At 56.2% G+C, this 24,738-nt stretch carries 30 protein-coding genes; 20 read left to right on the top strand and 10 right to left on the bottom strand.

The genetic code is table 11. The features are described from left to right. Nucleotides 1-101 precede the first annotated feature (101 nt). Nucleotides 102-773, top strand: a complete 672-nt coding sequence (locus SMB34_RS04145; protein ID WP_037987949.1) for a response regulator — start codon at nt 102-104, stop codon at nt 771-773. Nucleotides 774-782: 9 nt separating this feature from the next. Next, nucleotides 783-2,183 carry an ATP-binding protein gene (locus tag SMB34_RS04140; RefSeq protein WP_051682119.1) on the top strand — a complete coding sequence of 467 codons (1,401 nt, stop codon included), beginning with the start codon at nt 783-785 and terminating at the stop codon, nt 2,181-2,183. 91 nt (nt 2,184-2,274) lie between these two features. On the opposite strand, the gene SMB34_RS04135 is transcribed toward SMB34_RS04140, so the two are convergent. From SMB34_RS04135 to vapB, 3 genes are all read right to left on the bottom strand, one after another. Continuing rightward, nucleotides 2,275-3,642: a HEPN domain-containing protein gene (locus SMB34_RS04135; RefSeq protein ID WP_156962638.1), complete on the bottom strand. Its 1,368-nt coding sequence runs from the start codon at nt 3,640-3,642 to the stop codon at nt 2,275-2,277. Nucleotides 3,643-3,742: 100 nt separating this feature from the next. Beyond that, complete coding sequence (gene vapC, locus SMB34_RS04130) at nt 3,743-4,141, bottom strand: type II toxin-antitoxin system tRNA(fMet)-specific endonuclease VapC (RefSeq protein WP_037987837.1); 399 nt, start codon at nt 4,139-4,141, stop codon at nt 3,743-3,745. A gap of 3 nt (nt 4,142-4,144) precedes the next feature. Next, a complete protein-coding gene (vapB, locus tag SMB34_RS04125) occupies nt 4,145-4,375 on the bottom strand; it encodes a type II toxin-antitoxin system VapB family antitoxin (RefSeq protein ID WP_007091811.1) in 231 nt (76 codons plus the stop codon). 55 nt (nt 4,376-4,430) lie between these two features. Here vapB and SMB34_RS21000 point away from each other — a divergent pair, with 55 nt between their 5' ends. The 7 genes from SMB34_RS21000 (at nt 4,431) to SMB34_RS04095 (ending at nt 10,432) form a co-directional block, all read left to right on the top strand. Beyond that, the gene (locus SMB34_RS21000; RefSeq protein ID WP_156962637.1) at nt 4,431-4,589 is read left to right on the top strand and encodes a hypothetical protein; all 159 of its coding nucleotides are present in this window, start codon (nt 4,431-4,433) and stop codon (nt 4,587-4,589) included. Between the two features lie 116 nt (nt 4,590-4,705). Beyond that, entirely contained in the window at nt 4,706-5,746 is a 1,041-nt protein-coding gene (locus tag SMB34_RS04120; RefSeq protein WP_084716486.1) for a LacI family DNA-binding transcriptional regulator, read from the top strand. Nucleotides 5,747-5,757: 11 nt separating this feature from the next. Next, on the top strand, nt 5,758-6,762 hold the full coding sequence (locus tag SMB34_RS04115) for an ABC transporter substrate-binding protein (RefSeq protein ID WP_037987835.1): 1,005 nt from the start codon (nt 5,758-5,760) through the stop codon (nt 6,760-6,762). After that, nucleotides 6,763-7,683, top strand: a complete 921-nt coding sequence (locus SMB34_RS04110; RefSeq protein ID WP_205618035.1) for an ABC transporter permease — start codon at nt 6,763-6,765, stop codon at nt 7,681-7,683. It abuts the gene before it with no gap. A 2-nt stretch (nt 7,684-7,685) separates the two neighbouring features. Further along, complete coding sequence (locus SMB34_RS04105; protein WP_037987834.1) at nt 7,686-8,504, top strand: ABC transporter permease; 819 nt, start codon at nt 7,686-7,688, stop codon at nt 8,502-8,504. After that, nucleotides 8,501-9,577, top strand: coding sequence for an ABC transporter ATP-binding protein (locus SMB34_RS04100; RefSeq protein ID WP_037987833.1), 1,077 nt, complete (start codon nt 8,501-8,503; stop codon nt 9,575-9,577). The genes SMB34_RS04105 and SMB34_RS04100 overlap by 4 nt, the downstream gene beginning before the upstream one ends. Nucleotides 9,578-9,601: 24 nt before the next feature. Beyond that, entirely contained in the window at nt 9,602-10,432 is an 831-nt protein-coding gene (locus tag SMB34_RS04095) for a phosphodiesterase (RefSeq protein WP_037987831.1), read from the top strand. Between the two features lie 29 nt (nt 10,433-10,461). Here SMB34_RS04095 and SMB34_RS04090 read toward each other — a convergent pair whose 3' ends face one another. Continuing rightward, nucleotides 10,462-11,652, bottom strand: a complete 1,191-nt coding sequence (locus SMB34_RS04090; protein ID WP_037987829.1) for an FAD-dependent oxidoreductase — start codon at nt 11,650-11,652, stop codon at nt 10,462-10,464. A gap of 232 nt (nt 11,653-11,884) precedes the next feature. Between SMB34_RS04090 and SMB34_RS04085 the strand changes: the two genes are divergently transcribed. The 4 genes from SMB34_RS04085 (at nt 11,885) to SMB34_RS20845 (ending at nt 13,468) form a co-directional block, all read left to right on the top strand. After that, entirely contained in the window at nt 11,885-12,211 is a 327-nt protein-coding gene (locus SMB34_RS04085) for a DMT family transporter (protein ID WP_037987828.1), read from the top strand. 150 nt (nt 12,212-12,361) lie between these two features. Further along, the gene (locus tag SMB34_RS04080) at nt 12,362-12,808 is read left to right on the top strand and encodes a hypothetical protein (protein ID WP_037987826.1); all 447 of its coding nucleotides are present in this window, start codon (nt 12,362-12,364) and stop codon (nt 12,806-12,808) included. Between the two features lie 72 nt (nt 12,809-12,880). After that, the gene (locus SMB34_RS04075) at nt 12,881-13,237 is read left to right on the top strand and encodes a hypothetical protein (RefSeq protein ID WP_037987943.1); all 357 of its coding nucleotides are present in this window, start codon (nt 12,881-12,883) and stop codon (nt 13,235-13,237) included. A gap of 63 nt (nt 13,238-13,300) precedes the next feature. Then, nucleotides 13,301-13,468 (top strand): DUF3309 family protein, encoded by a 168-nt coding sequence (locus SMB34_RS20845; RefSeq protein WP_071239857.1) that lies wholly within the window; start codon nt 13,301-13,303, stop codon nt 13,466-13,468. Between the two features lie 14 nt (nt 13,469-13,482). On the opposite strand, the gene SMB34_RS20580 is transcribed toward SMB34_RS20845, so the two are convergent. Then, nucleotides 13,483-14,442 carry an NAD-dependent epimerase/dehydratase family protein gene (locus tag SMB34_RS20580; RefSeq protein WP_167332731.1) on the bottom strand — a complete coding sequence of 320 codons (960 nt, stop codon included), beginning with the start codon at nt 14,440-14,442 and terminating at the stop codon, nt 13,483-13,485. 131 nt (nt 14,443-14,573) lie between these two features. After that, nucleotides 14,574-15,038: a RidA family protein gene (locus SMB34_RS04065; protein ID WP_037987824.1), complete on the bottom strand. Its 465-nt coding sequence runs from the start codon at nt 15,036-15,038 to the stop codon at nt 14,574-14,576. Nucleotides 15,039-15,265: 227 nt separating this feature from the next. Here SMB34_RS04065 and SMB34_RS04060 point away from each other — a divergent pair, with 227 nt between their 5' ends. From SMB34_RS04060 to SMB34_RS04050, 3 genes are all read left to right on the top strand, one after another. Beyond that, a complete protein-coding gene (locus tag SMB34_RS04060; protein ID WP_037987823.1) occupies nt 15,266-16,171 on the top strand; it encodes a DMT family transporter in 906 nt (301 codons plus the stop codon). A gap of 194 nt (nt 16,172-16,365) precedes the next feature. Continuing rightward, the gene (locus SMB34_RS04055; protein WP_240478740.1) at nt 16,366-18,084 is read left to right on the top strand and encodes a phosphoethanolamine transferase; all 1,719 of its coding nucleotides are present in this window, start codon (nt 16,366-16,368) and stop codon (nt 18,082-18,084) included. Between the two features lie 67 nt (nt 18,085-18,151). Next, nucleotides 18,152-18,784 (top strand): TetR/AcrR family transcriptional regulator, encoded by a 633-nt coding sequence (locus SMB34_RS04050; protein ID WP_037987821.1) that lies wholly within the window; start codon nt 18,152-18,154, stop codon nt 18,782-18,784. 15 nt (nt 18,785-18,799) lie between these two features. Here SMB34_RS04050 and SMB34_RS04045 read toward each other — a convergent pair whose 3' ends face one another. Beyond that, nucleotides 18,800-19,222, bottom strand: a complete 423-nt coding sequence (locus SMB34_RS04045) for a secondary thiamine-phosphate synthase enzyme YjbQ (RefSeq protein WP_037987820.1) — start codon at nt 19,220-19,222, stop codon at nt 18,800-18,802. A 177-nt stretch (nt 19,223-19,399) separates the two neighbouring features. Between SMB34_RS04045 and SMB34_RS04040 the strand changes: the two genes are divergently transcribed. The 4 genes from SMB34_RS04040 to SMB34_RS04025 all read left to right on the top strand — a co-directional run bounded on the left by SMB34_RS04040 (nt 19,400) and on the right by SMB34_RS04025 (nt 22,926). Beyond that, nucleotides 19,400-19,732 carry a hypothetical protein gene (locus tag SMB34_RS04040; RefSeq protein WP_037987818.1) on the top strand — a complete coding sequence of 111 codons (333 nt, stop codon included), beginning with the start codon at nt 19,400-19,402 and terminating at the stop codon, nt 19,730-19,732. 123 nt (nt 19,733-19,855) lie between these two features. Next, nucleotides 19,856-20,422: a cupredoxin domain-containing protein gene (locus tag SMB34_RS04035; protein WP_007091973.1), complete on the top strand. Its 567-nt coding sequence runs from the start codon at nt 19,856-19,858 to the stop codon at nt 20,420-20,422. An 89-nt stretch (nt 20,423-20,511) separates the two neighbouring features. Beyond that, nucleotides 20,512-22,194, top strand: coding sequence for a copper resistance system multicopper oxidase (locus SMB34_RS04030; RefSeq protein WP_051682115.1), 1,683 nt, complete (start codon nt 20,512-20,514; stop codon nt 22,192-22,194). Nucleotides 22,195-22,200: 6 nt separating this feature from the next. After that, on the top strand, nt 22,201-22,926 hold the full coding sequence (locus tag SMB34_RS04025) for a copper resistance protein B (RefSeq protein WP_037987816.1): 726 nt from the start codon (nt 22,201-22,203) through the stop codon (nt 22,924-22,926). Nucleotides 22,927-22,984: 58 nt separating this feature from the next. Here the strand turns inward: SMB34_RS04025 and SMB34_RS04020 are convergent, their stop codons facing one another. The 3 genes from SMB34_RS04020 to SMB34_RS21120 form a co-directional block, all read right to left on the bottom strand. Next, a complete protein-coding gene (locus tag SMB34_RS04020) occupies nt 22,985-23,818 on the bottom strand; it encodes a DODA-type extradiol aromatic ring-opening family dioxygenase (RefSeq protein WP_051682114.1) in 834 nt (277 codons plus the stop codon). A 149-nt stretch (nt 23,819-23,967) separates the two neighbouring features. After that, nucleotides 23,968-24,180, bottom strand: coding sequence for a DUF3185 family protein (locus SMB34_RS04015; protein ID WP_007091969.1), 213 nt, complete (start codon nt 24,178-24,180; stop codon nt 23,968-23,970). 186 nt (nt 24,181-24,366) lie between these two features. Further along, nucleotides 24,367-24,738, bottom strand: a 372-nt coding sequence (locus SMB34_RS21120) for a hypothetical protein (protein ID WP_037987814.1), incomplete at its 5' end; no start/stop codon positions are given.

The following is a 24,738-nucleotide window of genomic DNA, read 5'->3' as shown; positions in this document are numbered from 1 at the left end:
TGAACGGGGGTTGGTCCGGCCTTCAGGTTGTTGTCAGCTTTGCACGGCATATCTGCCGGTTTGGGATCGTATTCGAACGGGAAACGGGGACGCGGGGCGCGATGCGGATTTTGCTGGTGGAAGATGAACGTTATCTGGCCGAGGCGGTGCGCGACCATTTGCTGGCGTCGGGGGATGCGGTTGACATGACCGAAAGTGTGGTCGAGGCCGAGATCATGTTGCGCGGCACACCTTATGATGTGCTGCTGCTTGACCTGAACCTGCCCGATGGCAGGGGGATTGATCTTTTGCGCGCCCTGCGCCGGGCGGGCAGTGTGACGCCGTGCATCATCCTGACCGCGCAGGACCAGATTTCAGACCGGATTGCCGGGCTGAATGCCGGGGCGGATGATTATCTGGTCAAGCCGTTTGATTTGCATGAGCTTTCGGCACGGTTGCTTGCAGTCGCCCGGCGTTATTCGGGCAATCCGAACCCGTTGATCCGGCTTTCGGGGGATAACGGCGGTGCGGTCGAGGTTGATCTTGCCAGCCGGTCGGTTGTGATTGACGGGCAGCAGACCGATCTGACATCGCGGGAATGGGCGTTGCTGGATCAATTGCTGCGCCGTCCGGGCGCGACATTATCCAAGGCACAGCTTGAAGAAGCGCTTTATGAATTTGGCGCGGAAATCGAAAGCAACACGGTCGAGGTTTATGTCAGCCGCCTGCGGCGCAAGCTGGGCAAGGCGGTGATCCATACCGTGCGCGGCGTTGGTTATCGCATTGAAGGATGATCCGAGCTTATGAGCAAGATGGCCAAAAACAGCCTGCAATTCATGCTGGCCCGGCGATTGACGGTGACGGTCAGTGTTTTCTGGCTGGCGGGGTCGGTTCTGGCCGGTTACAGCATGTATCACGAAATGCAGGAAGCGTTCGATAACAGCCTTGTCACCACGGCCTATCGCTATGCGCCGCTGATTGATGATTATCTGCAACGCCATGATGGCGGCAGTGCGCAGGAAGTGCTGCCAAGCCCGGCCAAGGGCGAAATCCGCACCGAAGATCACGGGGATGGCGACGGGGACGAGGAACTTGGCGAGGATTACCTGATGTATCAGGTGCGCGAGGGCGGGGGCGGGCTTTTGCTGCGGTCCTATAATGCGCAGGAAAATCCGTTTGAAGCCCCCCTGATCGAAGGATTTTATAACGAGCAGGATTTCCGCATTTATACCGCCGTCCTTCTGGGGGGCACGCGGATCATTCAGGTGGCAGAGCCGCTTGAACACCGGCGCGAGGCGCTTTTTGAAAGCGTGATGGCGCAGTTCCTGCCGATTGTGCTGCTGATCCCGGCGGTGATTATCGGGGTGATCGTAGCACTCCGGCGGGGGTTAAGCCCGGTGCTGCGCGTCCGCGATGCGATCGAGGAACGCGGCGAGGGCAATCTGCAACCCCTTGAACTCGACGATGCGCCCGAGGAAATCAGCACCATCGTCACCGCCGTCAACCGGCTGATGGAAAAGCTTGATGCGGCATTGAGTGCCGAGCGGACCTTTACCGCGCATAGCGCGCATGAATTGCGCACCCCGATTGCCGCCGCATTGGCGCAGACGCAAAGGCTTGTGCTCGAACTGCCCGAAGACCATCCGGGGCGCATACGGGCCCGGCAGACCGAGGAAAGCCTGAAACGGCTGTCGCGGCTATCAGAAAAGCTTTTGCAACTGGCCCGCGCCGAGGCCGGGGTCGGCACCAGCCCGACCGGGGAAAACCAGAAACTGGGCGCGACACTGGGGCTTGTGATTGATGATCTGGAACGGGTGGCCGATGGCGCGGGGCGCATCGCCTTTGACGCCAGATCGGCAACCGCGCTTTCGGCCAATATCGATCACGATGCCTTTGCGATCTGCATGCGCAACCTGATTGAAAACGCGCTTAAACATGGCAGCGATCAGGAAAAGGTGATGGTGGAAGTGATTGGCAGCGACACGGTCAGGGTTTCGAACGCGGGCGATGCGGTGCGGCCCGAAGACCTTGATGACCTGACATCGCGGTTCAAACGATCCAATACCAAGGCCAGCGGGGCGGGGCTTGGCCTTTCGATTGTCAAAACCATCGTTGGCAATATCAATGGGGAATTAACGCTCCATTCCCCGCGCCCCGGCAAGCCGGATGGTTTTATGGCGGAGTTGCGGTTGCATCAGAGTTGAGGGTGGGGAGAGAGTTTCTTTCAAGCAGATTTGCGCGGATTTTCCCGCAGCGATTAAGTATAGTTAAGGTCAGGCTGACTTCTGTCTTTAATTATAAGTGATTAGCTTTGGAGCCTGATTTAGCAAGTGCTTCAAGGTCATCAAAGCTTTTTTCAATTATTTTATCACTTACGTTTTCGGCTTTTAACCCCTCCTCCTTACAGAAGAAGGCGAAGGCTATGATAACACGAGCCGCCAGTTCGTCCGGTTGTAAGCCATTGATATTATAAAATGATTTTGTTGGTGATTCCGAACCGTGAACAATTGAAGACCGAACGTCGTAAACCTTTTTGAAGTTTTCATATAGGTCAGAATACGGCTCATTGGACAGGAATGACACGAGGGCAGCGCCGCGGTTTCGAAAAATGGAGCTGACTTCCAAACCTTCCTTAGAGGAAGTTATGAGTAGCCTCTCCATTGCTGTTACATATTTAACTGTTTGTGATGCATAATTATTGTCTCTTGTTGCTTCTCCATACCAAGCGAGTGCATCGGTAAGTCTGCCTGCGAGTGGTCGAGAAGAAGAATGAGAGTGAAGTGCTTCCGTTATTGCTGTTCCCACTAAATCGTAGAACTCTTTCATGTGGTTCGACGATACCGAGGACCACCAATTATCGGGAAGGGTATTCGTCTTCCAACTGACATAGCCGCTTACATCAATTTTGCCATCTTCTTTTTGGACAATTTCCCCTCTCCGGTCTACAAAGAGATTTGGTCCAAGCATTCTTATGTATTTGGATTTATACGATCTAAGACCCACATGAATGCTGTCCAATGCAAGTTGCACATGGCGCTCTGCCAGCATTCTGGAGTTGTTTTCTGAGCAATCTTTGATTGATATCTCAGCAACGTAGTCAAAAGATTGATAATATTTTATAGCATCATCTAAAATATTTTTTCTGAATTCATTTTTCTCTAGGTGATTATACTCAGCAATTTCTTTTTCGATTTTTTTCAAGAAATTTTTCGAAAGATGAAATTCAACTTGGCCAATTTTAAATTTTTTGGGAGATGTTTTGTTTCCAATATGACAAGGTATGAAATACTTTGTCGTCGACATTCTTGATGCCGCTTGTTTTATAGCAGAACTAACTGCTCGATCTGCTTGTCTTTGATCAATAGGCTTACCTTCCCCGATAAATCGTTCCGATATTATATTTTTTAAATATTCGAATACTTCATTAGGGTCTATTCGGCCATGGTAAGAGCTTTTTTGGCAGGCTCGTTGAGATAGTAAGTACAGTCGGTTAAGGGCTTCTCTGCCGCATGGCAAGCTACCTCGGCCATAAGGATCAGGCAAAGTTGCCAAGACTTCGCTCAAATTCATTTTCGCATAAGTCTCTGGAGAGTGTGAAGCTGCTGATAGTCTTGCAACTTCTGATACAACGAATGTGATTTCGGTTTGGTTCTCGTGAGGCATGGCGGATCTAAGCTCGCTTAGATAAGTTTTGTTTTCGAAGAATATGAGTCTAATAAATAAAAATGATTGAGTTTAGTTAGCTTCAAATCCGGTGAACTGTTTAAACCCAATCCTCAACCCGCAGCCCATCCACCCTCTCAAACTCCCTGCGATTGTTCGTCACCAGTGTCAGGCCCTGACTGCGGGCATGGCCTGCGATCATGAGGTCGTAGGGGCCGATGATGTTGCCCTGTTTTTCAAGGATGCTGCGGATATCGCCGTAGTGACCGGCGGCGTTGGTGTCGAAGTCCAGCACCGTCAGGCGGGCGGCGAATTCTTCGATGGTTTTGAGGTTTCTTTCGGGCTGGGCCGATTTCATCGCGCCATAGATCAGTTCGGCCTGTGTGATGGTCGAAATACACATTGCCCCGCTGTATCGGTTGAACTGTTCGCGCACCGATGGCGGGCGGTTTTTGATCGTATAGATACAGATATTGGTATCGAGCATGAAGCGCAGCATTGTCTAGAAATCCTCGCGCTTTTGCATGTCCGGCTGGTTGCGGGTGCTCATGAAATCGTCAGAGACGCTATGCGCGTCAAAGAAGCTGTCCCAAAGCTGATCGGTTGGCGTGAGCACACGGGTATTGCCGACCGTGATCACCTCGACCGATTTGGTGCCTTCGGGGAAGGCGACGTCCTTGGGCAGGCGGACGGCCTGTGTCTTGTTATTGAGGAAGATGGATGCCTGGGTCATTGCGGGTGCCTTTGGTATATACGTGTTGCATATATTTTGTTGTGCGGTTCGGTATATGTCAAGGGTATATACGTGGCGTGGCACGTTTAACGGCGTGACGGTTGGGGATGTGCCGACGGGCGGGACATTCGGGGCCGGGCTGGCGGGGAAAAACAAGGGGGCGGGGCCATGCCGGGGCTTGGGATGTCGGGTTTTGGGGCAGGTCGTGATTTAGTGAAATCGCGGTTTTCTGCCGATGTAAACGTTTCAAATGTTCATAAAACGGCAACAAATACGTTATCAGACTGACTTGTAACTTGCCTATGGTGGGGGCGTTACAGGAGTTCTGGTATGTCGTCAAAACCCACCATGCGCGATGTGGCGCGCAAGTCCGGTCTTTCGATTGCGACGGTATCGCGCGTGATCAATTTCCCCGGCGAGGTTCCGGCGGAAACCGCCGAAATCGTCAATACGGCGATGCGGTATCTGAATTACCGGCCCAACATCAATGGCCGCCGGTTGAAGATGAGCCAGACCCGCACGGTCGGCGTTCTGGTGCCGACCCTTGCCAATCCGGTATTTGCCACATCGGTGCAGGGGATCGAGCAGGAAGCCAATATCGAGGGGCTTACGGTTCTTCTGACATCATCGAATTATGATCCCGAACGCGAAATGGGGGCGGTTTCAGCCCTTTTGAACAATCGCGTCGATGGGTTGATCCTGACCCTTGCCAATGCGGATAACAATCCGGTGGTGGATTTGCTGTTAGCCGAGAAAATCCCGTTCGTGTTGCTGTTTAACCAGCCCGAACGTGCCGATATCGCCGCGATCAGCGTTGATAACGCGAAGTCCGCCTTTGACATCACCAATGCGATGATTGCCAAGGGGCACCGGTCGCTTGTGATGGTGGCAGGCCAGTTTGAAAGTTCGGACCGGTCGCGCCAGCGCTATGACGGGTTTTGCCGGGCGCTGGATCAGGCCGGGATCGAGAAAAAGCATCTGGTGCAGGTGCGGTTTGGCGAAACCGATCTGGTGGAGCCATTGCGCGATCTGCTGTTGGGGCCGGATGCGGTCACGGGGATTGTCTGTTCGACCGACATGCTGGCGATTGCCGCGATCAGCGCGTGCCGGGCGCATGGGTTATCGGTGCCCGGTGATGTTTCGGTTGGCGGTATTGACGGAATTTCGGTGGGTGGGCTGATCACGCCAAAGCTGTGTTCGGCAGTTCAACCCACCCAGGAGATGGGCCGGCAGGCGCTTGCATTCCTGCGCGGCCTGATCAAGGGGCAGACAAACCCGCAGAGTTTGTTGCTGCCTCATCATCTAAGCGACGGGGACTCCATTGGAGCATTCCGAGGGGATTCCCGACGCCGTTCATCAACCCGAGTATAGGAAGATCAAAAGTGCGTTTCAAACAACTTGTCATGGGTGCGGCGTTTGCTGTTGTGGCTGCGCAGCCTGCCTTCGCCGAAGATGTTGCGATTTGCTATAACTGTCCGCCGGAATGGGCCGATTGGGGCGGGCAGCTCAAGAACATTGCGCGCGACCTTAAAATCGATGTGCCGCAGGACAACAAGAATTCCGGTCAGACTTTGTCGCAGCTTCTGGCGGAAAAGGATAATCCGGTTGCCGATGTTGCCTATTACGGGGTTTCGTTTGGCATCAAGGCCAAAGAGGAAGGCGTTGTTGCCGATTACAAACCGGCCAATTTCGACAAGATCCCGGCGGGCCTGAAAGATGAAAACGGCGCGTGGTTTGCCATTCATTCCGGCACCATCGGGCTTTTTGTCAATACCGAAGCCCTTGGCGGGGCGCCGGTTCCGCAAAGCTGGTCGGACCTTCTGAAGCCGGAATACAAGGGCATGGTGGGCTATCTTGACCCGTCAAGCGCGTTTGTCGGTTATGCCGGTGCGGTTGCGATCAACCGGGCGATGGGGGGATCGCTTGACGATTTCACGCCGGGGATCGAGTTTTTCAAAAAACTGAAAGCAAACGATCCGATCGTGCCAAAACAGACCGCCTATGCGCGGGTTCTGTCGGGCGAAATTCCGATCCTGATCGATTATGATTTCAATGCGTACCGTGCGAAATACAAGGACGAGGCGAGTGTCGCCTTTGTCATCCCGACCGAGGGCACGGTTGCCTTTCCCTATGTCATGAGCCTGGTTAAAAACGGGCCGCATGCCGAGAATGGCAAGAAGGTTCTCGATTATGTGATGTCGGATGCCGGGCAGGCCCATTGGGCCAATGCGTTCCTGCGCCCGGTGATTGCATCGGCGATGTCGCCGGAAGCATCGGAAAAGTTCCTGCCGGCCGCGGAATATGAGCGTTCCCAGCCGGTGGATTACGCCAAGATGGCCGAAGTTCAGGCCGGTTTTGGCGAGCGTTATCTGTCCGAGGTGCGGTAAGTGTCGTCGGTTGAACATATCAAAGAGGGGCGTTCGCGCCCTTCTTTCCCATGGGCTTTCCCATCCTCTTTGTTCGGGCGGGCAACACCGGGGGCGGGAAGCCCGGCCATTCTGGCATTGTTGATGTTGCCCGGCCTGATCATTGTCGCGGCGTTTTTCGCGATCCCGATGGCGCTTGTCGCGATGCGGGTGGCGGATGGGCCCGATGGGCTTGCGACCTATTTCGTGATCCTGACAAATGATCGGTATCTGGCAAGCCTGATCCAGACGCTTGTGATGTCGGCGGGGGTGACGGTGACGGCGCTTATTCTGTGCGGGATTTGCGGGCTGTTTCTGGTGCGTAACCGGTTTGCCGGGCGCAATGTGATTACGGCCCTTTTGACCCTGCCGCTCTCGTTTCCGGGCACGGTGGTTGGGTTCATGGTGATCATGCTGGCCGGGCGGCAGGGCGTGATCGGGTCAATCAGTGATGCGCTTTGGGGCGAGAAGATCGTCTTTGCCTATGAGATCACCGGGTTGTTTGTCGGCTATCTTTATTTTTCGATCCCGCGGGTGATTTTGGCCGTGATGGCATCGGCCGAGAAGCTTGATCCGCAGCTTGAAGAAGCGGCCCGGTCACTGGGCGCTCCGACATGGCGGGTGGTCCGGGATGTGATCCTGCCGGGGCTTATGCCCGGTCTTGTGTCGTCCGGTGCGATCTGCTTTGCGACCGCGATGGGGGCGTTTGGCACGGCCTTTACGCTGGCGACCGATATCGATGTGCTGCCGACGGTGATCTATACCGAATTTACCCGAAACGCCAATATCGCGGTGGCAGCGGCGCTCAGCATTGCGTTGGGTGCGATGACATGGGCGGTTCTGGCCGCGGTGCGCATTTTTGTTGGCAATGGTGCGACGTCGGGCACCGGTGGGGGAGCGTGATCATGCGGCGTGACTGGAAGTTTTACAGCCAGCTTGGCCTGACGATTGTGTTGTGCCTGTTTATCGTGGTGCCGGTGGTGATGTCGGCGCTTGCCGGGGTGACGGTCAATGTGTTCAAGGGGCTATCGTCGGGATTGACGTTACGCTGGATCTTCGAGGTCTGGGACCTTTATGCGCAAAGCATCCTGTTGTCACTTGGCATTGCGATGGCGTGCCTTGTGGTGACGTTGGTCGCGGGTGTGCCGCTGGCCTATGTGCTGGTGCGACGGCCCAGCCGGATGATGCGGCTGTTTGAGGAATTGCTGACACTGCCGGTGGCCATACCGGGGCTGGCATTGGCGCTGGCGTTGCTGATCACCTATGGCGGGGTCAGTGGATACCGGTCGAGCTGGCTTTTCATCCTGACCGGGCATGTTTTGTTTACCCTGCCTTTCATGGTGCGCTCTGTCGCGGCGGTGATGGCGGCGATGGATATGAAGATGCTGGAAGAAGGGGCGGCAAGCCTTGGGGCGGGTTTCTGGCGGCGGTTCTTTGGCGTCATCGTGCCCAATGCCAAGCCGGGCATTCTGGCAGGGGCGCTTATGGTGGTGACGCTTTCCATCGGGGAATTCAACCTGACCTGGATGCTGCATACGCCGCTCACCAAGACATTGCCGGTTGGTCTTGCCGATGCCTATGCATCGATGCGCCTTGAAATCGGCAGTGCCTATACCCTGATTTTCTTTGTTTTGATCATGCCGTTGCTGATTGCGATGCAGGCACTTGCCAACCGGGGCAGTCGCGCATCGAAGCGCATCGATACGGCGGAGGATACGTTATGAGTACGCAGATCAGACTTCGCAATTGTGCGAAAACCTTTGCCGATGGCACACGCGCCCTGGCCCCCTTTGACCTGACGATCGAGGGCGGGGAAACGATTGTTCTGCTGGGCCCGTCGGGATGCGGCAAGACGACGATTTTACGCATGATTGCCGGGTTGGAATTTTCTGACGCGGGCGGTGTGATCAGCTTTGACGGGGATGATGTCACCCGCCAGTCGATTGAAAAACGCCGGGTCGGCATGGTGTTTCAGTCCTATGCGCTGTTTCCCAATATGACGGTGGCGGAAAACGTTGCCTATGGGCTTAAGGTGCATGGGGTGCCGGGCAAGGAACGCGATGCGCGCGTCGATGCGATGCTGGAAATGATGCATATCGATATGCTGGCCGACCGTGCGATTGATCAGCTTTCGGGCGGGCAGCGCCAGCGCGTGGCACTGGCGCGCGCGATTGCGGTGCAGCCGCGTGTTTTGTTGCTGGACGAACCCCTGACCGCGCTGGATGCGAAACTGCGCGTAAGGTTGCGCACCGAGATCAATGCGCTTCTGCGCAAGCTTGGCATTACCGCAGTTTACGTCACCCATGATCAGGAAGAAGCCATGGCGCTGGGGGATCGGATTGTTGTGATGCAAAAGGGCGAGATCGCGCAGATCGGCACCCCGCGCGAGATTTACCGCAAGCCGCAAAACCCGTTTGTTGCCGATTTCGTCGGCGCGGCCAACCGGATGACAGGGCAGATGCGCGACGGGCGATTGCATATCGGGACCCATGTTTTTGATGCGGTCGATGCGTTTGATCCGCGCCATGGCGCGATTATCGATCAGGGCCCGGTGGAGCTTTATTTCCGGGCGGACGGGCTTTCGCCCTGTGATCTGGACGAGGCGCATTTTACCGGCCGGGTCGAGGCAGTTTCGTATCTGGGTGAACGGTTGCGTCTGACCGTGTCGGGGATTGGCCCGCAGGCGATCACGATGGATACCCATGCCGATGACGTGATTGAAGCCGGGGCCGATGTGCATTGCCGGGTCAATGCCGACCGGCTGACGGTTTTTCCCGCTGTTGCGGCCCAGTCATAAAACAAAAGAAAGAAATCAAAGAAAATGCTGATTGCACAATTGACCGACCTGCATATCGGGGCGGGCCGCAGGCTTGCCTATCGCAAGGTGGATACCGCAGGTGCGCTTGAAAAGGCGGTTGCCCATGTGATGGCGATGGTGCCGCGCCCGGATGTGGTGCTGTTTACCGGCGATATCGGGGATCTTGGAAGCCGGGACGAATATGAACTGGTCGCCGAAATCCTGACCAAACTGACGATCCCGTATTTCATGGTGCCGGGGAACCATGACCGACGCCAACCGCTGCGGGCAGCTTTTCCCGATGCCACCCCGGTTGGGGCCGATACCGGATTTGTGAATTATGTGGTCGATGATTTTCCGCTGCGCCTGATTGCGCTGGATACGCTTGACGAGGGCAAACCGGGTGGCGTTCTGGGCCCCGAACAGCTTGACTGGCTGCGCGATGTGCTTCTGGACGGGGATGGCCGGGATTGCGCGATTTTCATGCATCATCCGCCGATTGTGACCGGTATTGCCCATATGGACGCGCAAAATCTGGGCGAAGGTGCGGAAGAACTCGCGGCAATCGTTTCGGTGCATCGTGACCGGATCAAGGCGATTTTCTGTGGCCATGTGCACCGCCCGATCCATACGATCTGGGCCGGGGTGCCGTTGATGATCGGCCCGTCGGTCGCCCATCAGGTGGCGTTTGATTTGCGCGCCGATGGTCCGTCGGCCTTTGTCATGGAACCGCCCGCGATGCATCTGCATGTCTGGGATGCGGGGCAGCACAGCCTGATGACGCATCTGGCCTATCTTGACCGATATGACGGGCCGCATCCCTTTTTCGGGCCGGATGGGAAGCTGATTGTTTGACTGTTTTGGCGGAACCGGGTGGGGCTAAGTTATTTCCCCACCCCGACCTTGATCGCGAGTTTACGCAGCGGGCCGATGCGGTTGATGGCGGTCAACCCGGCATAGCGCAGGTCGCGCAGTGTTCTGGGCTCGAACATGGAGGCGCGGTTGAGCAGATCAATGCCGCCAACCCGTGCGAGCGTTTTGGGAAGCTGTTTGCGTTCGTAGGATTTAAGCAACGTGGTGGCCCCGATATCCTCGCCCTTGAGCTTGGCCTGTGCCATCAGGTCGGCAAGTGTTTCGATGTCATGGAGGCTCATATTTAACCCCTGCGCGCCAATCGGCGGGACGACGTGGGCGGCTTCGGCCACCAATGCAAGCCTTGCCGAAATCAGGCGCGACGGGACCTGTGATATCATCGGCCAGACCGCGCGCGGGCTTGCGACCGTAAGCGGGCCAAACATCGACATGGTGTCACGGGTGATTTCAGCCGAAAGGGTTGCGTCATCCATGTTGTAAAGCTGCTGGGCGCGGTCGGCCGGTGTCATCCAGACGACGGACGAGCAGGGCTTGCCATCCAGATCGGGCATGGGGACCAAGGTCAGCGGCCCGCCGGTGCGGTGGATTTCGGTCGAGATATTGTCATGCGGTTTGTCGTGTGTGACGACAAAGACCAGCGCACTTTGATCATAGGCCCAGCGGCGATGCTTGATTCCGGCAAATTCGCGAAGCGATGAATTGCGGCCATCGGCGGCGACGACCAGCTTGGCGCGGACGGTTTCGCCGCCGGATAATGTGGCCTCGCCATAACGCGCGGTGCCGGTGAAGCCGGTAACGGTGGTGGAAAAACGGAAATCGACATTGGGCAGCGTTTCAAGTTTCGCCATCAGGGAAACACGCGCGGCCTTGTTCGAGACATTCCAGCCAAAGAAGCCCTGCGTGGTTTCGGCCCCATCAAAATCGGCGGTTTCGCGCGGGGTCATTTCAGTGCCCCCGGCATCGACAATGCGCATGACGCGAAGTTCGGCACCCGTCGGTTTGATCGCGTCCCAGACGCCGGCCTTTTTAAGGGTTTCGATACCCGGTTGCAGGAAGGCGGTGGTGCGAAGGTCCGTCCCCTCGCCAATGTCGGCGGGGGCGGGATCGACAATCATGATCCTGTGGCCGTCGGCGGCAAAGCGGGCCGCCGCACTCATGCCGGCGATACCGCCGCCTGCAATCAGAATATCGGTTTCGATCATGTTTTTATCCCTGTTTTATTCGGGCTTCAAATCCGGGCGCAGTGTCGCATGTTGGTGGCCGGGCCGCAATGTGCCCGCAATGTGCCTTGGCGTGCAGTTATACGCAATGGCTTTGGCAGGTGGTTTGATGCAGATCGGGTTGCTGTGAAAATTATCGCGACGGATGGCTTGCCCCGCGCGGTGGTTTTGGCCATTTTGGGCGCACAAATCTTTGACCGTGAAGGGGTTGGTTATGCTGGCATGGGTTTATCTGTTGGGCGCGATCTGCCTTGAAGTGGTCGGGACGGTGTCGCTTAAATTTTCCAACGGTTTTACCGATTGGCGGTTTGCGGTTTTGAGCCTGTCGCTTTACGGGGTCAGTTTCTGGGTGCTGTCATTAACGTTGCGCACGATTCCGGTCAGCACGGCCTATGCGGTGTGGTCGGGGCTTGGCACGGCGGCGGTGGCGGTGATCGGGATGATGTTTTTCAAGGAACCGATGAGCGTATTAAAGGCGGTTTTCCTGTTGATGATCATTGGCGGGGTGGTCGGGCTTAACGCGATTAGCGGCAAGCATTAGGATTTCAGCACGATTTTCAACAACAACCCTAACCTGCATCAGTCCTGAAAATACAATTGACGACTACAATATCCGACAGGTGTTTCTTTTCCAGCCCCAGAGTATTTCGGGGGAACACTTCGGGATCGGTCTGTCTGGCCGAGCCGAACCGTGCTGGTCAAGGGGCTTGTTGTGGCGCATTATTCCTCGTCTATCGGTCTTGACACAAAATACGACCAGTTCCTGCAAATGCCGGTTGGTGATGACAGCAAAGGGACCAGTGTTACGGTTCTGTCGATGCTGGCACGGCTTGGTGTTGATCCGTGGCAGGAGGCATCCGACCTTGCGGCGCTGCCGAAAAAATCCGCGTGGGAACGGCTTGACGGGCTTGTTGCGCGCTTTACCGATGTGCCATCGGTGATTGCCGAACGTGCCGACGCGGTAAGCCGAATGATCGCATCCCTGCCCGGCGGGGAGCTGGCGGATCGTACGCGTCAGGAAAACGCAGGCACAGGCACAGGCACAATACTGCCCGATATCCTTGGCAACCGGCTTTATCTGATGGTCGCGATTGCGTTTCTGGTGATTCAGGTCGCCGTTTTCTGGTTCGGCAAATAGAAGCCCCATCCGCCGCCAAGCCTGATGCTTCTTCTGCGGATTGATTCCCAAATTGTGCGCAAAGGCCAATTGATGACAGACAAAGACGATCTATGGGTGCTTGAAAAGAAGTTCTGGACCGAGGGGGCGGATGGTGTTCATCACCTGACGGCCAAGGGGGCGATTGCGGTTTTGCCCTATCCGGCGGGTATTCTGGTGGATGAGGCGATCTGGCGCAACAACGCGGTCGCCCAAAGATGGCGGACGGTGGCATTCAGCGATCTTGCGATCACGCGCAAGGGCGATGTTGCGGTTCTGGCCTATTGCGTCTCGGCGGAACGGGCCGAAGACCCGATTTACGAAGCACTTTGTACCTCGACCTATCTGAACGATGACGGTGTGTGGCTGCGGTTGTCGCATCAGCAAACGCCGTCCGGCCCGCATGATTAAAGGCGGTCGCGATGGGGCTGATTTGCCTTTCAGATTATTTTCAACATAGCAGGAGACGACCAAATGTCGTTAGTCGGTACCATTCTTGTCGTATTACTCGTGATTTTCCTGCTGGGCGGGTTTAGCGGCCGCTTTGGCGGGTATGGCTATGGTTTTGGTCACACCAGCATCGGTTTGCTGGGCGTCGTGCTGATTATCGTGGTCGCGCTGGTATTGCTTGGCCGGATTTGATGGGGGGCTGATCCCTAGGCTGCTGCGGAAACCCCGCAGCAGCTTTGCAGGTCACGCGCGATATCGGTATGGCGCGGTTGCCAGCCGAGTTCGCAGATCGCCTTCTGGCTGGTCATGCGGTGGCTATGCGCAAGGCCACGCGCCCATTGCCCGTATTCGCGGGCGATGTCATCGGGGCTGATATGCTCGATCTCGCAATCGGCCCGGCCAAAGGTTTGCGCGATCTGACGGGCAAGATCGCCGGTCGCGATACCTTCGATGCCAACCCCGATATAGCTTTGACCGCGTTCGCCGTTTTCAAGCACCAGCCGATAAAGATCGGCCAGATCATCGGCATGGATCAGCGGCCAGACGACTTCATCCCCCGGCCCATCGCCAACAATCCGAACGCGGTTTTCATCGCGCGCCCTGCGGGCCATGTCATGAAGCGCCCCGCCCGGCAAGGTCGGGCGGGTGCGAGACGGCGGATCGGTGCGATAGACGGTGGCGGGATGGATCACCATGCCATGCAGGGCCGGATCGGACAGGATTTTGGTCAGGCCTGCGACCATCCATTCAAAACCCGGCACCGGGGCAAAGGGCGTTTTTTCATCATGGATGGCGTCAGAAGATTTCATCGCGGGGTAAAGCCAGCTTCCGCCGGTATAGATGAAGCGTGGCAGGGCGGGGGCCTTTGGCCCGGATTGGCGATGCAGAACGTGCAGCAATTCGATCAGCATCCCGGCATCAACCGCGCCCATATCGGCGGAAAAATCACATGCGGCATGGATGACGGCATCGACAACGGGCAGTTTATCGCACCACGGGCCGGGATTGTGAATGTCGCCGCGGATCGGCCATGCGCCCATGACGGCAAGATGGGCGGCACTGTTTTCGCTTCGTGCCAGGGCAAAGACATGATGCCCGGCCGACACCAGATTGCGCACAATCGCCGCCCCGATCAGGCCGCTACCACCCAGAATAAAAACACGCATCGCCATTCTCCTGAATTCGTGATGCGTTCGTTCATAGAACCTCAAGTAAGGGTAAGGTCAAGGGGGAAATTTTACCGAAAAATACAAAGCCGGGCATGTGCCCGGCTTTTGGATGTTTGCGAAAGGCGTATTTACGCGACTTCGAAGATGCCGTCGATTTCGACCGCAACGCCGAGCGGCAGGGACGCGACGCCAACCGCAGAACGGGCGTGCTTGCCGGCATCGCCGAAAACTTCGACCATGGTGTCGGAGGCGCCGTTGACGACCTTGGGCTGATCGGTGAAGGCGGGGTCGGAATTGACGAACGCGTTCAGTTTGACGACGCGTTTGACGTTATCAAGATCGCCAATCGCGGCACGGACCTGTGCGATCAGGTTGAGTGCGCAAAGCCGGGCGGCTTTCTGGCCGTCTTCGACCTGATAGTCGCGGCCAAGTTTGCCGATGAATTTCAGTTCGCCGTTTTCCATGGTGATCTGACCCGAGACATGCACAAGATTGCCGGAACGGACATAGGGCACGTAATTGGCAACCGGGGCGTTTGCCTGGGGCAGGGTGATGCCGAGTTCGGCAAGGCGGGCGTCGATTTTTCCGGCCATGGATTTGATCCTCGTTATTGGGTGTGGCGAAAACGGTTCCAACTTATCGGCCTTGGCGCGCAAACAAAACCATTTCTTTTGTGTGAAATGGTGCGGTGGGGGGAGGCTTGCATCAGCAATGCTGATCGATTGATGAGAAATTTGGATTTGTCATATACCCCAATCCGTCGCACAAGAAAGCCAAGCCGTAAACGGATGGCATAAAACAATCAGGGGACGCGGACGAAATGGGATCAGGACGGTTTAAAATTGCCGATTTGCACGGTGCGTGGCTGGTGCTGATCGGGGTTCTGATCATCAGTCCCGATGCGCTTCTGGTCAGGCTGGTCAAGGCCGATGACATGACGACCGCGTTCTGGCGGTTGCTGATCCTTGGCAGCACACTTGCCCTGATCGCGTTCTGGCGCGGGATGCGTCGCCGTCAGTCATTGCGCCATGCGATGATGCCGACCCGCGATGAAATGCTGGCCGGGCTGTTTTATGGCGGGACAAGTGCGTGTTTCATCCTGTCGATCCGCAATACCGATGCGGCCAATACATTGGTGATCATTGCCGCGACCCCGTTATTATCGGCCCTGATTGCGGTATTTGTGTTCAAGCGCGTTCTGGCCGTGCGGACATGGATTGCATCCGTCGTGGTGTTTGTGTCGCTTGCGGCGATTGTCGGGGCGGGGTTTGGCGGGGCCAATACGCTTGGCGATATTCTGGCGCTTGGCACGGCGATCTGCATGGCGTGTTATTTCAATGTGGTCGGTACGCGCATTCATATCGATGCGGTGCGTGCGATGATGGTGGGGGCGTTTCTGGCGACATTGGTGATGGTACCCAATGCCAGCCCGATGGCGCTTGAGCCGCTTGATCCGATTTGGCTGATCCTGCTGGGCTGTGTGGTGTTGCCGCTGTCGTTTCTGTTCATTACCGCCGGGGCCAAGAAAATCCCGGCGGCCGAGGCCGGGCTGATCATGCTGAACGAGGCGATTTTCGGATCGCTTCTGGTGTGGCTGGTGATTGACGAGGTGCCCAGCCGCACGACGCTTATTTGCGGGTCAATCGTGATCGTCACACTGGCGACGCACAGTTACCTTGGAGTTCGGCAAAGCAGAATGCGCAAGCGGGCCGCCAAAACCGCCTGAACCCCGTTTTGCAAAGGCAGGAAAGCACCGTTCAGGTTGCTGTCAGTTTCGATTGATAGCAATCGGGGGCCGGTTGGTTTGACCGGTTGCCCCACGTGATCGGGTTGATCCCGGCATTGTTGGTCCGGTTGCCAAACGCGGACACATATTGCAGCGCAGACGTGGGGCATTTGCCCCCTTTTGTGCGAGTGCCGATGCCCCGTTTCAGCCTTCCTGTTCGCTTTTTTAACCGGATGCGATTGCGTTTTTCGCCGATTGATTATCGCTTTGTCATTGTCGGGCTGGCGGTTTATTTCGCGCTTGTCCTGAACTGGAAGGTTCTGGGGCATTTTTATCAAATCCTCGGGCAGCTTGAGGCCTATGACCTTGGCTTTGCGGCCAGTGCGCCGTTTGTTTTGCTGCTGGGGTCTATCGTTTTATTCACGCCGTTTTCGTTCAGATACCTTCTGAAGCCGTTTTTTGCCCTGCTGATTTTGACCGGCGCGCTTGCGAATTATGCGATGGTCAAATACGGCATCGTGTTTGACCGCGGCATGATTGAAAATGTGGTCGAAACCAATTCAGCCGAAGCGTTTTCGTATCTGAATGTGCAATCGGCGATCTGGTTTATCGGGACCGGGATCGTGCCGGTGATTTTGCTGTTCCTGCTGCCGGTGCGCTATCCGCGCAGTGTTTTGCGCGGGTTTGTGCAACGGGTGGCGATGATGGCGGTGCCGCTGGTGCTTTTTGGCGGGATTGCCGGGCTTTATTTCAAGGATTACGCATCGGTCGGGCGCAATCACAAGGTGCTGGGCAAGGAAGTTTCGCCGGTCAATTACGTGACGGGCAGTATTCAGTATGTCAAACGGCGCTATGTATCGTCATCGATGCCATTCCAGACGGTCGGCAATGACGCCCATCAGGTGGTGAAGGTCGCGGGCAACGGCAAGCCGACTTTGATGTTCCTGGTGATCGGGGAAACCGCACGGGCGCAAAGCGTGCAGGCCAATGGCTATGCCCGCCCGACATCGGAATTTACCCAAAAAATTCCGGGGATGCTGGCGTTTCAGGATGTGCGGTCCTGCGGGACGGCAACGGCGGTTTCGGTGCCGTGCATTTTTTCGAGCATGGATCACGCCAATTACAATGGCGAGGTCGCCAGCCATAGCGAAAGCCTGATGGATGTGGTGGCGAAGGCCGGTGTTTCGGTGTTCTGGAAGGAAAATGACGAAGGCTGCAAAGGGGCGTGTGACCGCATCCCCAATGTTGACATCAAACCCGAAGATTTCCCGCAATATTGCGGTAATGGCACCTGCCATGACGAGGTGATGCTTGACGGGCTTGACGAACAGATTGCCGCGATGGCGGGCGACCGGCTGGTGACCCTGCATCTGATGGGCAGCCACGGGCCGACCTATTACAAACGTTATCCCGATGAACACCGGTTTTTCACGCCCGACTGCCCGCGCAGCGATATTGAAAACTGCACGCAGCAGGAGCTGATCAATACCTATGACAACACGATCCGCTATACCGATTTTGTGATTTCAAGGCTGGTGGAACGGTTGCAGTCCTATCAGGACCGATACAATACCGTGCTGCTGTATGTGTCCGATCATGGGGAATCGCTTGGCGAAAGCGGCATGTATCTTCATGGCGCGCCATACATGTTTGCCCCGGACGAACAGACGCGGGTGCCGATGTTTGTCTGGGCGTCTGACGGGTTTGTCGCCGATCACGGGATCAATCGCGTCTGTCTTAGCGATCAGGCCAGAACCGGCAGTTTTTCGCATGACAATGTGTTTTCAACCGTGCTGGGCGTGATGGGGGTTGAAACATCGGTCTATCGCAAGGGGCAGGATATCTTTGCTCCTTGCGAAAACGCCACCTATCAGGCCGAGCTTGAAACGCAGCCCGAAATGACAGGCAATTGACAGCGGCAGGCATCAGGTTTAATTGAGTATGCTCATTGAGTGTGCTCAGTTAAACAGGGGATGTCTTATGCAGACCGGTGTGAAGAGCCGTGCGACCAAACGTGAACAGACGCGTGAAAACATTCTGATTGCGGCGCGCAAATGCTTTGACGCGCAGGGTTATGACGGGGCATCCACGCGCGAAATCGCCAGGGAAGCCGGGGTTGCCGAAGGCACGATTTTCAGCCATTTCCCGACCAAGGAAGAATTGCTGATTTCCAGTGTGGGTGACCATCTGGCCGATGCGATCAAGCAGGGGCTGCATACGATGGAGCCCGAATGGTGCTTTGTCGACAAGCTGATGCATATCGCATCCTATCGCTTTGCGCAGATCGCGTTGCAGCCGGGACTTTGGCAGGTGATTTTGCAGCAATTGGTGTTTTCACCGCGCAAGGGGGCGGTCAAGGAGCTGATGCGCGGTAGCGGCCTGATTGATGCGGTGATGCGCCTGATCGAGGATGGGCAGCTTGACGGGGAGCTGAACCCGGCAATCGAACCCGCAGCAATCCACAAAACCGTTATCGCGCTGTTTTTATTCACCATCCATGAACATGTCGGGGCGGAGAATTACGATTGCGAAGACATGTGCGCGACATTGCGCGACCTGCTTGACACCCAGATCAGGGGCATCTGGCTGCGTCGGCCGGAAATGGCGGCGTAAGGCGGCAAGCCGGGCTTATTCCCCGATCAGATGCAGGGTGATCTGGCGGTGATGCGGGGCGTGGCGATGTTCGAACAGGTAAATCCCCTGCCACGTACCCAGAACCGCACGACCGTTTGTGACCGGGATGGTCAGTGACACATCGGTCAGCGCAGCCCGGATGTGGGCCGGCATATCGTCCGGCCCCTCGGCGGTGTGTCGATAGAGGCTGGGGTTTTCTTCGACCAGCCTTGCAAAGAAGGTTTCGAGGTCCAGCACGACATCGGGATCGGCGTTTTCCTGGATCGTCAGGCTGGCGGATGTATGACGGCAATAGATTGTGACCTGACCGGTTTTGATGCCGGTTTGCTGTAACCAAGACTGGACCTGATCGGTGAATTCAAGCAGGCCCTGTCCGGTGGTGCTGATTTCAAGGGTGGTCTGGTTTTGCGACAGCATGGGGCATTCCGTCTTGCGAGGTTGATGTCTGAAAATGATCGTAATCGCCGGGGTGAACAATAACAAGGGCACCTAATCTTTTGAAATATAAGGATATGCGGCGTGCCGCAATATTGCCACTTGACGTTGCCCGTTGCCGGGCATAACGATTTGGGCGTTTACATTTGATCGGAAGCCATGTTGCGTTTCATTTCCTGCACACTTGTGATCCTGATGAGCCTGACAGTTTTGCTGTCGGTCAGCGGGAACGTGCGGGCGCATTCCGGCCATGACGGCAACAGCCATCATGGCATGGTCAGCGATATGGATGACATGTCCAAGCCGTTTTCCCACGATCCGTTTTCATCCCATGCCGATATTTGCGGCATGACGGTCTGCGGGCCGTTTGTCGAGGAACTGGTCGATCTGGTATCGGTCACGCTTGTGGTTTCACAAGCTGCATTCTGGATCACGGAGCGTTCGTTCGTTTCGATTGAGGCAGATGGCAGCTACAAGCCGCCGCGCGCCTGAAAATAATCCCGTCTTTGTCTTAAATGCCGTCATCTGGTCGTCCGTTTCGGGGATCAGTGCAGCTTGCGCAGATGTTTGTGCAGCAACGGCAATCATTCTGACGACTATTTTCAGGAGCATGATATGCCCAACGTCAAATCGAATTTTCTTACCCGTATTGCCGTTTCAACCGCGATTGCAGGTGTCCTGCTGAGCGCACCGCTTGCCTTTGCAAGCCCGGGACATGGTCAGGGACATGGTTCGGTCGCCCCGGAAATCGGTGCGCCGGGAAATGCCGCCGATGTTACCCGCACCATCAAGGTTGTTATGGAAGACAATTTCTTTGATGCGGAAACCATCGAAGTCCGTGCCGGTGAAACCATCCTTTTCCAGATTGAAAACAAGGGTGAGTTTGTTCACGAGTTCAATATCGGCACGGCCGCCATGCATGCCAGCCACCAGAAAGAAATGATGATGATGATGGAGCATGGCGCGCTGGATGTGGACAAGATCCATATGGACATGATGAAAATGGATATGGGGAACGGTATGACCATGGAACATGACGACCCCAACAGCGTCCTTCTTGAACCCGGCCAGACCGCCGAGATCATCTGGACGTTCCCAGCGGATGCGGAGCTTGAATTCGCCTGCAATGTACCGGGCCACTATGAAAGCGGCATGATGGGCAAAGTCCGTCTGAAGTCATAAGCCGGTCGGTTCGAGGTGCGAGAGGCGGGGCGGTACCTTGCCGTCCCTGAGGCCTCTGGCGTTTCCGCAAGTTTTTGGGAATCCATTAAATGAAAATCAACTATGTCAAAGGCGTCCTTGCCGGGGCGCTGGCGATGGTTGCCCTGTCGACGGGAAGTCAGGCGGCGACCTATGACCTGACGGTCGATTATGTCACCATCGATACCGGAGATACCAAGACAAAGGGTATCGGCTATAACGGGGCATCCCCCGGACCGACACTTCGTTTCAAGGAAGGCGAAGAGGCGGTCATCAATGTCACCAACAATCTGAAAGAGGCCACCTCGATCCATTGGCATGGTCTTATCCTGCCCTATCAGATGGATGGGGTGCCGGGCATCAGTTTCCCCGGTATCGAACCGGGTGAAACATTCACCTATCGCATTCCGGTCAAACAGAGCGGCACATACTGGTTCCACAGCCATTCCGGTTTTCAGGAGCCGGACGGCGCATATGGCTCGATCATCATCGAGCCGGAAAAACGCGAGCCGTTCAAATTCGACCGCGAATATGTGGTGGTCCTGAAAGACAAGCATCCCCATTCGGGTGATCGCATTCTGCGCAATCTGAAAATGATGCCGGACTATTACAACCGCAAACAGCGGACCCTTGGCGACTTCATCGATGATGTATCGAAGAACGGTCTGGGTGCGACGTTGTCAGAACGCGGCGACTGGGGTTCCATGCGGATGATGCGGACCGACATCGAGGATGTGCAGGGCTTTGTCGGCCTGATCAATGGCATGTCACCCGATCAGAACTGGACCGGATTGTTCAAGCCCGAAGAACGGGTGCGGCTTCGTTTCATCAATGCGTCGGCGATGACCTATTTCGATGTCCGGATGCCGGGGCTTGAAATGACCGTGGTGCAGGCAGATGGCAATAATGTGCAGCCGGTCAAGGTTGACGAGTTCCGCATTGCGGTTGCCGAAACCTATGACGTGATTGTCCAGCCAAAGGACGACAAGGCCTATCCGATTTTGGCGGAATCCATGGGGCGGTCGGGCCATGCCTTTGCCACCCTGGCCCCGCGCGCCGGAATGCGGGCCGAGATGCCGGAATTGCGCACGGAATCACCGATGCTGACCATGGCCGATATGGGCATGGCGCATGGGGATATGGGCCATGGCGATATGGCGGGCATGAATCATGGTGCTGCTGCCACCGACAGCGGATCGCAAGGATCGATGCCCGGAATGGATCATTCCAACATGGATATGGACGAGAAGGTCGATCCGTTCTATGCGGCGGGCAGTGGCCTTGTTCCGGAGGCGGCCAATGGCGGCAGGTTCCTGTCCTATAGCGATCTGAAAGCGCAGAAACCGCTTTATGCAGAACGCCCTGCCACCCGCGAGATCGAGCTTCGCCTGACCGGAAACATGGAACGCTATAGCTGGTCGATCAATGGCGTGAAATACGAAGATGCCGAGCCGATCCGCCTGAAATACGGGGAACGTGTCCGGTTCAAATTCGTCAATGAAACCATGATGACCCATCCGATGCATCTGCATGGGATGTGGTCGATCCTTGATACGGGGCAGGGTAAATGGAACCCGGTCAAACATACGATCAGCATCAATCCGGGCACCACGGTCTATTCCGAAACCGAGGTTGATGAACCGGGCGAATGGGCATTCCACTGTCATCTGAGCTATCACATGGCAACCGGCATGTTCCGCAAGGTCGTGGTCGAAGGCGGCCCGGCAGTCACACAGCTTGAGAGCGGGAATTGATCCATCATGAAAAAACTTGATCTGATGCTGATCGGCGGGGGTGTCGCATTGGCACTCGGCCCGTTCGCGCGTGCCGGTATGGCGATGGATGCCAGTATTTATTACGGCTTTCAGGCCGAACAGTTTGAATATCGTGTCGGTGACGAAAGCGAAAGGCGCCTTGTCTGGGATGCGGATGCCTTTGTGGGCACGGACGAACTTAAACTGCGCTGGCAGGGTGAGGGCGAACGTGACCTTGATGCCGATAGTTACGAGAAACTTGAAAACCGCTTTGTCCTGCAAACCCCGATCAGCGACTTTTTCGATGCCAAGGGGGGCGTGCGTGTTGATACCCCCGAGGGGGCTGATCGCTGGTATGGCACGGTCGGCATTGTCGGACTTGCGCCGCAATGGTTTGAAGTCGATGCCGATCTGTTTGTCAGCGAGACGGGCGATGGTTCGGCAAGGCTTGATGTCGAATATGAAGGGCTTCTGACCAACCGGTTGATCCTCACACCATCGTTCGAGATCAATGCGGCCTTCTCGGAAGATCGCGAGATCGAAGTCGGCAAGGGGATTTCAAGTGCTGAGATCGGCTTGCGACTGAGCTATGACCTGATTGATCGCGCCATCGTGCCCTATGTCGGTGTTGCCTATGAACGGAAGTTCGGGGATACCGCCGATTTCGCCAAACATGACGGCGAGGATTATGAGGCAACCTATATCGTCACGGGCATTCGCCTGATGTTCTAGACAAAAGGCCGGGAGGTGACGTCTCCCGGCCTTCTTGTTCTGGTCTGAATATGTTCGTTCAGGCCGCTTGCTGGATGCTTTGGGGATCGTCAAAGCGAAGTGCGGTCATGGCAAGGTTGCCGAATTCAAAACTGTCATGCAGGGTTTCGGGCACGAAACCCTCGTCCGCCGCACCGAGTGCCACATAAAACGGCATCAGGTGATCGTCTTCGGGATGGGCCATGGCGGCGTGCGGGGCCTGTGCACGGTAATCAAGCAGGGCATCGATATCGCGGGTGGCCAGTTTGCCCAGCATCCAGTTGGTGAATTCCTGCGCCCACGGATCAATCGGGCCTTCGTTGCGGTCAAGGGCGCGCAGATTATGGGTCATGGCACCACTGCCAACCACCAGAACACCCAGATCGCGCAAGCCGCGCAGCTTTTTACCCAGTTCATAATGATCCGCCGGGCTGCCATGGGCCAGCATGGAGAGCTGAAATACCGGGATATCGGCGCCGGGGCGGGCGATGATCAATGGCATCCATGCACCGTGATCAAGACCGCGCGCGGCATCGGTGGCGGCCCCGATCAGACCGGCGATTTCGGATGCCAGTGCCGGGTCGCCCGCAACATCATAATGCAGGTCATAAAGCGGTTTGGGGAAGCCGTAAAAATCGTGGATGGTTTCCGGGCGGGCCGCGGTCGAGATGGTCGGTGTCGCGGTCTGCCAATGGGCCGAGACGATCAGGAGGGCGCGCGCGCCATCAAACTGATTGCCAAGATCGCGGGCAAAGAAATCGAATGCCGGGGTGGTTTGGCGCGCGACCAGCATCGGTGATCCGTGCGAGATGAAAATCGGCGCAAGATTGCCCTGCGGGGTGGCAGAAGCAGAGGGGGCAACGGGACTGGTCATGGTGGGGCACCTCGACATTCAAACAACATTGATTGCGAATATGTGCCTGTTTGGTCCACCTGACCAGTCACCGTTCGTCAACAGTGTGTTGCCATCATCCGCGAAAGGGCGGTTTGGGGAAACAATGACAACAGCCGGATCGGGAAGGATCAGCGGGCCTTGGCACCGAACATCATCATGATGAAGCCACCGATTGCGGCGGCACCACCCGCGATCAGATACCAGAGCGTTTCATCGGTGTAGCTGCCGAGGAAGGTTTCGGAGAGCTGATCGGCGGCACTATCGGATGCGTTGAGACCAACGATCAAAAGGGCAATGCCGATGACGCAGATGACGATGCCGGCAATACGACTGATGGGCATTGGGGGCTCCTGTTATTATTTTATGTTGCGTTTGCGCGTGTCCCGAAAGCGGGACTTGTGTAACTGAGATCACAACGCGGCTTTCGCGAAGTTGTTCCCGCGGGTAAATAATTGATCTGGCTGGATGTATGGAGAAACGCAAAACCCCCGGCCTGTGACCGGGGGCTTCTGGTTGCGTGCCTGCGATCAGAAAGGCATCGATATCTGGATTTCGAGCCTGCTGGTGTCGGTATCGTCATCATCATTGGCAATCGACATCATGTGGCTGAGTGCAAGTTCGCTGGTAAGCCTGCCGGTATCAAAGCCCAAACCGGTGCGGATGCGCTGATTGCCATATTCGTTGAGGTTGCTGGCAAAGAACGGTTTGATGATCCCGATGGAACGGCCATCATCGCCAACAAGTTCAAAGCCGTAAACGAGGGTGCCGCCGATGGTGTATTCGTTATAGTCCGAACGACCGGCAAGATAGTTGCCTTCAAGGGCGGCACTCAGACCGGTAACAGAGTCAGACAGTCGGACACCACCACCAATTTCAAACGCGGTTTTGTCATTGTTGAT

This window comes from Thalassospira permensis NBRC 106175 (genome assembly GCF_000714555.1).
GTDB lineage: Bacteria > Pseudomonadota > Alphaproteobacteria > Rhodospirillales > Thalassospiraceae > Thalassospira > Thalassospira xiamenensis.
This window is presented reverse-complemented; position numbering and strand designations above follow the sequence as displayed.